The 12,883-nt window shown below is 38.9% G+C and carries 12 protein-coding genes and 2 pseudogenes; 7 read left to right on the top strand and 7 right to left on the bottom strand.

Annotation, left to right across the window (positions count from 1 at the left end):
* Positions 1–336: 336 nt before the first annotated feature.
* The 4 genes and pseudogenes from PN838_RS06955 to PN838_RS06940 all read right to left on the bottom strand — a co-directional run bounded on the left by PN838_RS06955 (position 337) and on the right by PN838_RS06940 (position 3,509).
* Positions 337–1,155, bottom strand: a complete 819-nt coding sequence (locus PN838_RS06955; protein WP_272180141.1) for a beta-galactosidase small subunit — start codon at positions 1,153–1,155, stop codon at positions 337–339.
* Positions 1,148–1,567: a DUF4981 domain-containing protein gene (locus PN838_RS06950; RefSeq protein WP_272182526.1), complete on the bottom strand. Its 420-nt coding sequence runs from the start codon at positions 1,565–1,567 to the stop codon at positions 1,148–1,150. The genes PN838_RS06955 and PN838_RS06950 overlap by 8 nt, the downstream gene beginning before the upstream one ends.
* Positions 1,559–3,181, bottom strand: a pseudogene (locus tag PN838_RS06945) (glycoside hydrolase family 2 TIM barrel-domain containing protein); the annotation flags it as partial. The gene PN838_RS06950 and the pseudogene PN838_RS06945, both read right to left, overlap by 9 nt.
* 130 nt (positions 3,182–3,311) lie before the next feature.
* Positions 3,312–3,509 carry a hypothetical protein gene (locus tag PN838_RS06940; protein WP_272180140.1) on the bottom strand — a complete coding sequence of 66 codons (198 nt, stop codon included), beginning with the start codon at positions 3,507–3,509 and terminating at the stop codon, positions 3,312–3,314.
* A 178-nt stretch (positions 3,510–3,687) separates the two neighbouring features.
* Here PN838_RS06940 and PN838_RS06935 point away from each other — a divergent pair, with 178 nt between their 5' ends.
* Positions 3,688–3,855: a hypothetical protein gene (locus PN838_RS06935; RefSeq protein WP_215963700.1), complete on the top strand. Its 168-nt coding sequence runs from the start codon at positions 3,688–3,690 to the stop codon at positions 3,853–3,855.
* A 186-nt stretch (positions 3,856–4,041) separates the two neighbouring features.
* Here PN838_RS06935 and PN838_RS06930 read toward each other — a convergent pair whose 3' ends face one another.
* Genes PN838_RS06930 through PN838_RS06920 form a run of 3 tightly spaced genes read right to left on the bottom strand, consistent with a single transcriptional unit; the run spans position 4,042 to position 5,434 of the window.
* Positions 4,042–4,566, bottom strand: coding sequence for a GGDEF domain-containing protein (locus PN838_RS06930; RefSeq protein WP_272180139.1), 525 nt, complete (start codon positions 4,564–4,566; stop codon positions 4,042–4,044).
* Positions 4,563–5,108, bottom strand: a complete 546-nt coding sequence (locus PN838_RS06925) for a type 2 periplasmic-binding domain-containing protein (protein WP_272180138.1) — start codon at positions 5,106–5,108, stop codon at positions 4,563–4,565. The genes PN838_RS06930 and PN838_RS06925 overlap by 4 nt, the downstream gene beginning before the upstream one ends.
* A complete protein-coding gene (locus tag PN838_RS06920) occupies positions 5,102–5,434 on the bottom strand; it encodes a transporter substrate-binding domain-containing protein (RefSeq protein ID WP_272180137.1) in 333 nt (110 codons plus the stop codon). The genes PN838_RS06925 and PN838_RS06920 overlap by 7 nt, the downstream gene beginning before the upstream one ends.
* Positions 5,435–6,237: 803 nt before the next feature.
* Here PN838_RS06920 and PN838_RS06915 point away from each other — a divergent pair.
* From PN838_RS06915 to casB, 6 genes and pseudogenes are all read left to right on the top strand, one after another.
* Positions 6,238–6,885 carry a HEPN domain-containing protein gene (locus tag PN838_RS06915; RefSeq protein WP_272180136.1) on the top strand — a complete coding sequence of 216 codons (648 nt, stop codon included), beginning with the start codon at positions 6,238–6,240 and terminating at the stop codon, positions 6,883–6,885.
* A 453-nt stretch (positions 6,886–7,338) separates the two neighbouring features.
* On the top strand, positions 7,339–8,529 hold the full coding sequence (locus PN838_RS06910) for a CRISPR-associated endonuclease Cas3'' (RefSeq protein WP_272180135.1): 1,191 nt from the start codon (positions 7,339–7,341) through the stop codon (positions 8,527–8,529).
* 20 nt (positions 8,530–8,549) lie between these two features.
* Positions 8,550–10,004 carry a CRISPR-associated helicase Cas3' gene (cas3, locus tag PN838_RS06905; protein WP_272182525.1) on the top strand — a complete coding sequence of 485 codons (1,455 nt, stop codon included), beginning with the start codon at positions 8,550–8,552 and terminating at the stop codon, positions 10,002–10,004.
* Between the two features lie 351 nt (positions 10,005–10,355).
* A complete protein-coding gene (locus PN838_RS06900) occupies positions 10,356–10,637 on the top strand; it encodes a CRISPR-associated protein Cas2 (RefSeq protein WP_272180134.1) in 282 nt (93 codons plus the stop codon).
* A gap of 119 nt (positions 10,638–10,756) precedes the next feature.
* A pseudogene (gene casA, locus PN838_RS27090) lies at positions 10,757–12,297 on the top strand (type I-E CRISPR-associated protein Cse1/CasA).
* Positions 12,297–12,860, top strand: coding sequence for a type I-E CRISPR-associated protein Cse2/CasB (casB, locus tag PN838_RS06885; protein WP_272180131.1), 564 nt, complete (start codon positions 12,297–12,299; stop codon positions 12,858–12,860). Before casA ends, casB begins: the two are co-directional and overlap by 1 nt.
* Positions 12,861–12,883 lie beyond the last annotated feature (23 nt).

The raw sequence follows: 12,883 nt of genomic DNA, 5'->3' as shown, positions 1-12,883 counted from the left end.
ACTATATTTTCTCAATGTTCAGCAAACGTCCTTTAGCTTTATGCAAGGGGGCGCTTAGTTTTGAGCCTGTAACTAATTTTGTGGAAACGCAGGATATTGCGAATGCAGTGCGACTAGAGCATTCATCAGATCGCCCAGCCATTCGGTATGTTATTACATTAAATAGTGCAATAAAAAAGGCCACAACATAACTTTCATTATGTGTGGCCTAAAGTGTTTTGATAACGTCCGATTAAAGTTCGTTATGTGTCCCTATTTTTATCGTCTGCTCTGCCTTATACGGCTCCACAGAGTCAATTGGAGATAATGTAAACGAATAGCTATAGTCTTTAGCATTTAATCGATACTGCTCCCACGCTTTTGCCCCCAGCTATTATCACCACCAACACCGGTTTGCTTGTAGTCAACATTTACGTTAACTAAGTCACGCTTTTTAATCTCAGTGTAATGACGCTGGGCTTTATTATCGCCCGGGTCAAAATCGCTTTGTGGTTGATGATGGGCACTAAAGTCAAACACGGAATTCCCAATAATTTTAAGACCAACGCCATCTTTATTGGTTAAGGTTGCCCAGCGAATGTCACTGCGATTTCCATTTTCCTGCGGACGAATATAATCAAACGCCATGTCTTTAACTTCACCTTGGTAAATACCGACAAAGGCTGAGGTTTTACGATCCCAATAGTTTTCGTGTGGCCCTCTACCGTAGTAGGTAACTTGGTCGAAGTTAACTGGCATTTGGAAGTTTGTGCCAATGCGAGGGATCTCACTGTATTTATCAACCTTGAATGTTTTACCATTTGGTTTTGTTTTTACAATCTTCACACGGGCATCGCCAGCAAAGTCAAAATTGACATCAACTTTGATTTCGCCTTGACCGTTAATCGTATACTGGTAAGTAACCGACGAATCGGCGTCTGCGAGATCCACAACCTGTTCTAAAACAACCAGGTTAGCGTCAGACGAAACGACCTTCAAACCAAGACTTTTCTGGTTCTCGGTTGCTGTTTTCCAAAGCTTGCCACGTTTAACTAAACCGTTTGTACCACCAAAGTCGTTATCTGTAGGTGCACGCCATAAGTTAAATTTAAGGGCTTCTTTTAACATCTCTGTACCTTTGTATTGGTAAGACGTTAAATAACCAGCCTTAGTCAAATTTCAGTTTTGCATCACCGGCAATGACAGCCGTTTGGTTAGGATCTTGAGCGACTTTTACGTTTGCTGCTCCCTTAGTTACAAATGTAGACGTTTTGCCTTTTTGCAACATAAGCTGATCACTGGCAAGCAAATGGCCTTTTTCAAGTAACGGGTGTGTGCCTTTAGCTGTCGCATAGAAATTTATAAAATATTCTTTATTCGACTTTAATTTAGGCAGTTGTTTGGCCAAATCAAAACGAACTTTACTTTGAGGTTGTGCAACTGTGTCAACTTGCCCAGTTTTAATAACAACACCATCTTCAATCAAACGCCAAGTCATGTTGTAGCTTGACGTGTCGACAAAAAAGTTTTCGTTATAGAGCTGGTAAGTTGTTTTACCTACTTTTGAAAAATGCAGATCTTGATACACTTTTTTAACTTCAAACAACCCTAGGTGTGGTGTTCTGTCTGGGTTAATTAGGCCATTTAATACAAAGTTGCCAGCATTGTGAACGCCTTCAGGTTCGAAGTCTCCGCCATAACCCCAGAATTCATTACCGTTTTCATCTTTTTTAATCAGACCTTGATCCATCCAATCCCAGATAAACCCGCCTTGCATTTGACGTTCTGCGCGAACAAAGTCCCAGTACTCTTTAAAGTTACCATTTGAATTACCCATCGCATGTGAGTATTCCACCCAGAAAAACGGGCGTTCTGGGTATTGGTTGATATATTCTTTTTTAAGCCTTTTGACTGTCCGATACATCCAAGTAACAGCGTCTTGGTGTACGTGCTTTTCTTTGGTGTATTTAGATTGCTGCTCGGCACGTTCGTATATGGTTAAACGCGAATTGTCGCGTTGTTTGATCCAGTCATAACCTTTAACAAAATTGATCCCATCGCCGGCTTCATTGCCCATTGACCAAAACGTGATAGAAGGGTGATTTTTATCTCGTTCAACCATACGTTCTAATCGGTCTAAATGCATGCCTTCAAATTCAGGTTTTGCAGCAGGTGTATCTTTTGGCGAATATCCAAATCCATGTGTTTCGATATTGGCTTCATCGATAATATATAAACCGTATTTATCGGCCAAGTGATAAAAGTAAGGGTCGTTAGGATAATGCGAGGTTCGAACCGCGTTAATGTTGTTTTCTTTTAACATTTTAACATCAGCCAACATGGCTTCTTTACTAACGACATGTGCTGTGCGCTCGTCATGTTCGTGACGGTTTACGCCTTTAAATAAAACAGGTTGGCCATTAACCAAAAACTGACCTTTGCTTAACTCAACCGTTTTAAAGCCAATTTGCTCACCTATGTGTTGAGTTGGTGTGCCGTCGTTATATTCAGTGCTAATCGATAATTGATATAAGTTTGGAGACTCAGCTGACCAAGCTTTAATATTGTTTAATACTATTTTGTGCTCAACGGTTTGCTGTTTATTTGCCAGAACAATAACCGTATTTTTGTCGGTGGCGACCACCTTGCCACTCGCATCTTTGACTTTCACAACCAAATCAACAGACTGGGCCGATTGATTTTTATTGGCGACATCGATTGTTAGATTAAGCACACCATCGCGGTAGTTGTTCACTAGTGTTGTTTTGGCAAAGAAGTCCCTTACATGGGTATTCGGTGCGGTATGTAAATACACATCGCGTTCGATACCACTGACACGCCAAAAGTCCTGGTCTTCCATATAGCTACCGTCGGTATGACGTATAACTTTAGCGGCAAGTACGTTTTCACCAGGTTTGAGGTATTGCGTAATATTAAACTCAGCGGCCGTCTTAGAGCCTTCGCTATAACCGACTTCTTGGCCATTTATATAGAGATAAAATCCTGAGTTAACGCCGCCAAAGTGGATAAATACTTGCTGCCCGTCCCAATCGGTTGGCACAGTGAAATTGGTACGATAAGCACCTGTTGGGTTGTCATCCTCGGGGACAAATGGCGGATTTTTAGGGAACGGATATTGTCTATTTGTATATATCGGATAATCGTAACCATGCATTTGCCAATTACTTGGCACGGGTAATTCATCCCAATTTGAGACATCAAAACTGGGGTCAAAAAACCAGCGGGAACTGAACTAGGGTTTGCCGACCAATTAAATTTCCAATTGCCGTTTAACAGTTTGTAATAAGGAGAGGTTTGGTAATCATCCGCTGCTAATTTTGACTCAGCATCGTAGGGCAAAAAGTCGCGCGTGGCGCTTCGGTATTAACTTTAAAAACACTCAAGTCCTGCCAATAAACAGGCGCTTTTTTTGATGTGTTTGGAGTGTTTTGAGCCTGTTGATTACTATTACACGCACTTAACGCCAGTAAACTGGTGACAACCGCGAGGGTAACTTTATTTTTATTCATTGTTAGTTTTCTCATAAAATGGACCAAACGCGTAGCGTAATAATCGTTCTAAATCGAAAGATGCTAAATGACAAAAAGCACCGAGGTGAGTGTCATTTATTATTAGCTTGAAGTTATTAAACCAAACAGGCTTGCTAAACCCTTAAATTTTTTTGCGTTACCTCGCTACACTTTTGTTATGAACGCAAACGTCACCGTAAAAGTGCACGACTTAATTGAAACTAACCGGATGGTTTGGCTAGAAACTAGCGGTAGTAAATACATACGCTCTGCAGTACTTATACCGCAGTATTTACAAATGGAGTATTTACAAACTCAGCTAGGCTTAGTGGATACTGGTAGTTAAATGGAAAGGTAGGGCAAGTTGCTCACTTTGTTATTGATGACTACTAAAGCGGCTATTTTTATTATTCCGTGTTAAAAGTGTGTACACACTAACTTGGGAGGCTTTTAAAGCAAATGTTAGAAAAGATGTAAGCGTTGGGTCAACAAACACGGTTCTAGTTAATATTATATGTTGTTTAAAAAGGGGTTAAGCACTATATCTAATTCGATTCCGCCCTTGCTCTTTAGCTTGATAAAGCGCTTTGTCGGTCCGTTCTAACCATGTTTTAATGGTGTCGTCGGCTCGGAACTGCGACACACCTATACTTACTGTCAGTTTTGCAATAATCGGAAACTGATAACTTTCAATGTTTTGAATTAATCGTTCTGCGACCTGTTTGACGTCGTTTTCTGTCGTAGAAGGCATAAGCACGACAAATTCTTCACCACCCCAGCGGGCAGGGACATCACCTGAGCGAATGGCCTTTTTCAATAATTTACCCAAATGCGTTAATGCCTCATCACCTGCATTATGACCATACTTGTCATTGATTTGTTTGAAAAAGTCGATATCAATTAACATCAAAGAAGCATCATGCGATTGCCTTTGCATGTCATTAAAAAGGTGATTAAACGTGGTTAAGAAGTAATGACGGTTATAAAGGCCAGTTAAATTGTCATGGTAAGAAATATACTCTAGCTGTCGGTTAGACTCTTCTAACTTGGCGCTCATTTTTTGTAACTGCGCGTTTTTTTCGTTAAGGTAGCGGTAACTTTTCTCGATATTTGGAATCGCCATCCTAAAATTAGCAGCAATAAGACAGCGCCAAGAGTGATCATTCTAACCAAAGTATAATCGGTTTCGGTAACGACTAGGGTATTACTCCACCGATTAAGTATGTCGTTATGGACCTGCACTGGAATTTGGTCAATGACTTTATTAAGTATTGGCAATAATTCAGCTGAGCGAGATTTGATTACGCCAACTCTGAGTTCGTCTTGAATTGCAACCCAGCCGTTTATTTTTAAGTTAGCAATATTATGCTGTTTTAATTTACTGGTTATTGATAAGAGGGAACCAACGTAAACATCTATTTCACCATCTGCTACAGCTAATAAGCCATTGAGTTCGCTATCAAGCAGGGTTACCTGCAAGTTGGGATGGAATCGCTCCATGTAGCTGACCAATCGGTAACCTTTGACTACACCAATTTTCATTCCTGCAGCGGCTGAAATATTTTGAACGTAAGGGCGATTATTTGTTGTAACTAACACATTAGGACCAAAAAGTAGGGCATAGTAAAATCAAGGTATTGCTCTCGTTCAGACGAACGATTTAACATCAAAGTGAGTTCACATTTTCCTGCTTTTAGAAATTCAGTGACTTCATTCCAAGACTTCGCAGGAATACGGTTGAAATTAATCGTACTATTTTCCTGAAACAACTGCTTATATTCTTTAGAAATACCCTTATGCTGGCCATTTACCATTGCTTCGTAAGGCATCCAGTCTGGGTCGACACAATAATTAACATCAATGGCCTGTGCATAAAATGGCACTAAAAAGATAATTAACCACTGGTATTTTCTAAGAAAACACATGTTATTAATCCTTGATTGCAAAAACATTTATTTGTCCCTAAACATTGGTGGACATAAAATCAACACCTTAGACCTAAATATAACGCGCTAATGTAAATTTGGCTATTTATTGTTCTGTATAATATATATAGACATCATCTTTGGGTTGAGGCTGCTTTTTATTTATTTCCGCAATGTGATGAAGCCTCAGTTTGTTGACGTTACCTGCTGTTATTCGATCTAACGTTTGTCCCTGAAATACACAGGGTAAGAGAGTCGGAACTAACCTCAAGTAGGCAAATGCGACCGAACAAAGTTAATAACAACTCCACTCCACCGTTCCCATTGGTTTAACTTTCTATTGTTGATAACCGTTAGAAATTAGAGGACTGCCATTGGATTAAAACAGCAAAATAGGCGACATCCAGATTGGACTGTCAGGAGCTGGATAGCTTCTTTGAACACATAGGGCGTTGGGAGATTTAAAACGATTTTTACGGCAGTTATGGCTTTACGCGCTTAACGTGGTGCAGCAACAAAGATTTAAAAGCTACATTATAAGTAAACAAACCCTATTAGTGGTTTGACGGATGTAATAGATGAGCACACTCATATGTCGGTTAAGCGCAGTGTTTTCTGAATAAAAGACGCTTAAATAGCTTAAAGTGACACGTAAAATAATAAAGAAGCTCTACTCATTAGTAAGCCTTTTATAAATATTAAATAGGTTTAAAAGCAATTAAAAATACCAATGGGGTGTTGCTTACAATAAAGAAAAGGCGTTTAATCAAAAGTAGCAGTTTGGTTGTTAGCAAAGGGAATTTATGAATTATCAATTGTTAAAGGATAAACAGCGTATACTTCGACACGGGTTTCCAGATGCCCATGGTTTGCGCGTTCACCGAGCCTTGTCTTGGCTCAATAAAGCCGAGCAATGTGACGACGACAAAGATGCACAGTTTGTTTTTCTTTGGATATCGTTTAACGCCGCCTACGCTCAGGGCCTAGAATCCTCAAAATTTAGTGAATTAGAAACCTTCCAACTCTTTATAAAAAAACTCTGCGGTTTAGATAAAAACCAACAACTCCATCAGTTACTTTGGAGTGAGTTTACCTCTAGTATTCGACTCTTAATTGACAATCAATATGTGTTCCAACCGTTTTGGGATCACCATAATGGCAAGATCACCGAGCAAGAATGGCGGGACAAATTTTCTGCAGCAAAATCCAAAGCAAATAAAGCACTATCACGCAATGACAGCCCTGCACTGCTAACTGTGATTTTAGCGAGGTTGTACACCCTTCGAAATCAAATTATTCATGGCGGTGCCACTTGGAATAGCTCGGCAAACCGCGAGCAACTCCGAGACGCAGTCAATTTTCTATCAAAACTGTCCCCCATACTCATCGATATTATGATGGATAACCCCGGCGCCATGTGGGGCGAAGCCCATTACCCGATGTTAGATTAAAGGCGCATTTCATTGGCCCGTTTTTGCAATGACGTGTGCTTTTTAATCACAAATCCACTAGTAATTTGAAAAATTAAATTGGTGGGTGTGTACAAATTTAGTACAGATAATTGGCGGCAATAAAGAAATACAGGGATTAAAGACGTAGCGAGAAAAAATCAGAGAAAGATGTGTTTATTGTTTGTACGTGTATGTGTATCCAGTGATTGTTTGTTGGTCTTAGGGAAGTGTAGTGTATAGACGTTACGAATAAGAAACTTCTATGTGGTAAATAAAGTAGGTTTTTCTAGGACCTTAATTACCAAAGTTAAGAGCTGATTTTTCTTTAGTAGTTTAGTTTATAGTTTTATTAGTAGCGAAATTAACGGAATAATTTATGGAATCTAAAAGTTATTTTAAATACTGGGGAAAGCGAAAAAAGCGCCAGAACAAGATGGCGCTGATTATCACCTATTGCCTTATCATTGTATGGATGTGGCGGCTGTTGGTAAGGTTCTATTAGCTGAAGATAAACTATTAACCAAAGACCTTGCCGCGTTTTTGGAAGTAACTCCAAAGCAATTACAAAGTTTGTTAGTATTTTTATTGGCCTTACATGATTTAGGAAAGTTTGCATCTGCGTTTCAAAAACTTTATAGCACACCTAATGGAGAGTTATTAAAGATCGAATCTTGTTTTGATTATGATGGTAAAAACTATCGTCACGATCGAATGGGCCTCTATTTTTGGAATTCATTGTTAGAAGATTTTTTTACAGTCGTTTTAGGTATTGATGGATATAACCGCCGTACTCACGCTGATACGTCAAAAAATTTAATGGTGCTAATGAATTGTATGCTTGGGCATCATGGTGAGCCAATAAATAAGCAAGACCCTCAATCAATAAAAGCCTTCACCGAAGATCAAAACCTAATAGCTATAAGAGAGTTTTACCAAGAGCTGATTGAAGTGTTAAAGCTTGAGTTTCCTATTGAAAAATTAGCTATAAAAGCATGGCGAAGAAAATTGGAATTAGTCAGTTGGCAAATCGCAGGCATAGCTGTGTTAGCTGATTGGATAGGTTCTGATCGATATTTTTTCACTTACAAATCAAGCCCGGGATCTTTAAATGAATATTGGCAGTTAACCCAACAAATAGCGATAAAAGCCGTAAATTCAACAGACTTAGATAAAGCACCTTTAGTTAAACCTTTTATCTCTATTAAAGAGCATTTTGGCTACATAGCCACACCATTACAACAATGGGCTGAAACAGTCGAGCTCGATAATAGCCCGCAATTATTTATTTTAGAAGACGTGACTGGTGCAGGTAAAACAGAAGCTGCACTTGCATTAACTCATCGTTTAATGGCTACGGGCAGTGCAGATGGGTTTTATTTTGGTCTACCGACCATGGCAACATCAAATGCGATGTTTTCTCGAGTTGCCAAACATTATTTAGAGATGCTTGATAGCACGAGTGATAAACAACCTAGTATTGTACTCGCCCATGGTGCGAGAGAAATGAATAATGTGTTTAGTAATGCGGTAAGAGACGCTAAATTTACATCAACATATGAAGATCAAAATTACGATAATACTGATAGTACTGCGACCGCACAGTGTAATCAGTGGTTGGCTGATTCACGTAAAAAGCTCTATTAGCGCCAGTTGGCGTTGGCACGATAGATCAAGCTTTACTTGCTGTCTTACCAAGACGCCACCAATCATTACGTCTTTTAGGACTAAATAGAAAGGTGCTTATTTTTGATGAAGTACATGCTGCCGATGAGTATATGTTTGAGTTATTGGAAAGTTTATTAGCCTTACACTTACATCAAGGTGGTTCGGCCATTTTGTTAACGGCTACGCTTTCTTTCAAACAACGACAACGACTTACAAACATTTGGCTTAATACTGCCGGTATGCCTTTAACAGACTTACAAGAACAAGCCTTTCCTTTGGCCACTAGAGTCAATTTAAATAGTGAAAAAGTTGTGCTTGAACAATCTTTAGAAAGTCGTTCTGATGTTAGCCGTGAAGTGTTAGTAGAGCAGCTAACCTGTGTTGATGAATGCATAAAGATAATTCTTACTGCGGTTGCACAAAATCAATGTGTTGTTTGGGTGAGAAACTCGGTTGATGATGCCCTGCAAGCATATCAAAAATTACAAGGTTATTTAGCAGAGCCACAGCAATGCATCTTGTTTCATAGTCGATTTGTATTAGCTGATCGCAAACATATTGAAAATCAAGTGCTGGATACTTTTGGTAAAACAAGTACAGGTGAAATTCGAAGCGGCAAAGTACTTATTGCAACGCAGGTATTCCAAGAGAGTTTAGATGCCGATGCCGATGTCATGATCTCAGATATTTGTCCTATTGATGATTTAATTCAGCGTACAGGTCGTTTACATCGCCATACTCGTGATGCAAAAGGTAATTATCAAACAGGCATTATTGATAGCCGTGAGCAACCTAAATTGTTTATCCATGCACCTGAATACACCGATACTCCTAAAGCTGATTGGTTAAGCAAATCATTTATTAATACTCAATATGTTTACCGTTCTGCGGGGCGTTTATGGTTAGGGTTGCGCAAACTACTTGAATTTGGTGCTATTCGAATGCCTGAACAAGCACGAGATTTAATTGAAGCTGTTTATAGTGATGAAGCGCTATCACAAATTCCAGAGTGTTTAATTAATCAAGAAAATGAATTATTTGCGGCGGAACGCGCAAAAGCACATAAAGCAAAAGCAAATTTATTGCAGTGGCAACAATTTGGTTATTGCGACCAAAGTGCAAGCGCATGGCATGAAGATACAACGGATATTAGTACGCGCTACAGTGATATTGAAACGGTAGAGGTGCTATTACTCAAACAAGTTGAAAAAGGCAATTTAATACCTTGGATTAAAGATGACAAATTTGCAGTGCAGTTAAGTACAGTGAAATTATCAAAAAATAAATATGCCGATAAACTTATGCCAATTCCAGAGCAATTTCAGCCTGCATTAGAGCAGCTTCAACAACAGTATAAATATTTACAATATATGCAGGTATGGTTACCTGAGCTTGATCCAGATTTTACTTATCACCCAGCCACAGGGGTTAGTGAAAGAGCATCCCCGCTATAGCGGGGAACAGCTGATTTTCTCGTATGAGATCTAATCAGTTAGCGGTTCATCTCAAAAATTTTGAGAACTTAGTAATTATACTTGATTTTTAATTTAGGTTAATCAATTTAGTGAATAATACTTTTTGTTTTTATAGTGAATATATTATATGAGATTTAATCTGTTAGCTTTTATTTTATTTGACTTTATGATGGGTGGTGTTTAATATTTGAACTGTCGAATGGGTGGAGCAAGCAGAGGCAGTGAACCACCCCCACAAGCACCAGTCTGGAAAATTGATGATAAGTGGTTTCGATGCTGTAGGCAATGTTTGTCGCAGTTTTTACATGTCTCATCAATAAGGTATTTCAAATGTTAAGTAATTTAATTATTTCGTATGATTTAAATGTTGCTGGTCAGAATTATGATGCAGTAATAAGGTCTATTAAGTCTTTAGGGGACTGGGCGCATATACAAAGTTCTATTTGGTACGTTAATTCCCAGCTCAACGCAGAGCAAGCTGCTAAGCATGTTTGGGCGAATATGGATGGAAATGATTCTCTCATTATTGTTGACTCAGTAAAGAATGAAGCACATTGGTACAATTTAACAAACGAAGTTTCTAACTGTATTCAAACGAATTGGAATCGTTAAAAGAAATTTAAGGCATGGATGCCTTCTTTATGAAATCAAAATAAGGAATAAAAGTGAATATTTTAAAAATATCATGGTTGCCTTTTAAATTGAAAGATGGCACTGAACAAGTCCTGCCAATGAGTGCTATTTGCCGAAGTGATGTAATTGACTTTGCTTTGCCAAGGGCTGATTTTCAGGGAGCGGCATATCAGTTTGCTATTGGCTTGTTACAAACAGTATTTGCGCCAGAAGATGATATTGAATGGATTGAACGTTATGAGCAGCCACCAAGTGAGCAGGAGCTACAAGCGGCTTTTAATAAAGTTGAACACGCATTTAATGTTGAAGGTGATGGCCCATTATTTATGCAAGATTATGATGAGCTCGCAACTGCAAAGCCAACAACAGTAGCAGGGTTATTAATCGAAGCGCCTGGAGCGAATGGTCTTAAATTAAATACAGATCATTTTATAAAACGCGGCATTGGCGAGGTAATGTCGTTAGAAATGGCTTCTTTAGCACTGTTTACGTTACAAATTAATGCGCCATCTGGTGGTTCAGGCCATAGAGTTGGTTTGCGTGGTGGCGGCCCTTTAACCACATTAATTATGCCAGCAACAGTTGATACAAACTTATGGCAAAAACTTTGGTTAAATGTCATTAATTTAGAACAGTGGCGTTACCCAGCACCTGATTTTACTGATGGTAGTGTATTCCCTTGGTTAGCTAAAACCCAGACTAGTGAGAAAAAGGCAGTGAAATTTATCAAGAGGATGTCCATCCATTACACATGTTTTGGGCTATGCCAAGGCGCATTCGCATAAATGTAGAGAATGAAGAAGCGATTTGCAAAATATCTGGATTATTCACGTCAAAAACAGTATCTACCTACCGAACACAAAATTATGGCGGTAATTATTCTGGCAATTGGACACATCCTTTTACTCCTTATAAGTGGGATCCTAAAAAGCCAGATGAAGAACATTTATCTGCCAAAGGCCAACCGGGTGGTATTACGTATAAAACATGGGAACTGTTAAGTTATACGAGTGATGAACAAGGACAGCGTTGTGCCAAAGTCGTAAATCATTTTTACACCGTTAGCAATATGTTTGAACAAAAACATAAGCAAATACCCCAGTTATGGGTATTTGCTTATGATATGGATAACATGAAAGCACGCTGTTGGTACTCAAATCATTTTCCTATTTTCCCAGTTTCTTCCGAACAGCAAGACAATGTGTTAAGACAAATTAAGCAATTACAAACATTGAGTAATAATGCGTTATGGCATAGTCGCACGCAAATAAAGTCAGCTTGGTTTGAGCTGCCTTCAGATGCTAAAGGAGATACATCATTTATAGACTTGGCCTTTTGGCAACGCACTGAATCAATATTTTTTACTGCTGTGGCACAGCTAGTAGAAAACACCGAACAACAAACTTATACCCTAACCCCTGAACAAGCTAAAGTCTGGTTAAGTTCACTTCGCACTGCCTGCTTAGATTTGTTTGATGAATATGCGTTATCGGAGTTAGGTAATCAAAAATCGATGGCAAAACGCATAAAAGCAAGACAGCAACTAGCCGGTTGGTTGGGTAGTTACGAGCGCGGTGGAAAAGAGATTAAAGCCTTTATTGCAAACCATAAAATTGAATTTAATAAGGAGGTCGCTTAATGGATAACACAATAGAAATAGCCATATTACGTTGGTGGCAAAGTATGTTTTTGCCAACCGAGCAACTAAGAGAGAAAGGGATAATACCAGCTCCCTCAGCCCATAAAGCAAAATTAAAACGTTGTGAAAACATTGATACTGTCATGTTAAGTGATGGTTTTAGAGCTTTGTGGCTAAGTTTACCTGAATCGCTTATTACCACAGCCAAACCAGAAAAAATAGAATGTTTTGCTGCTATTGCCGCTGCGTTAGTACAAGTTAAAAACAATAATAAAGATAAGTTGGCAGCAATCGCTGGCAAAAAGACCGAAGGTGAAAAATCAGTCGTCAGTGAGTTACGTTTTTCACAATTACAGAATGCTAAAACGCCAGATGATTTTGTCCGTCGATTACGTCGAATTTTACAACAAGTAAAAGGTGAAGCGTCGGTCATTGCATTAGCTGAAGATATTGAACGTTGGTTTGCAGAGCATTATGGCACACAGCCAAACCAACCGAGCAAACGTGTTTCTGTGCAGTGGGCGATGGATTACTACCGCGCAGCTGCAACTAATAGTAAATAATATTAACAATTTTAAGGACTAAA

This window comes from Psychrosphaera algicola (assembly GCF_028401425.1).
GTDB lineage: Bacteria > Pseudomonadota > Gammaproteobacteria > Enterobacterales > Alteromonadaceae > Psychrosphaera > Psychrosphaera algicola.
The sequence above is the reverse complement of the archived record's forward strand: the minus strand, read 5'-3'. Positions and strand labels throughout refer to the sequence as shown.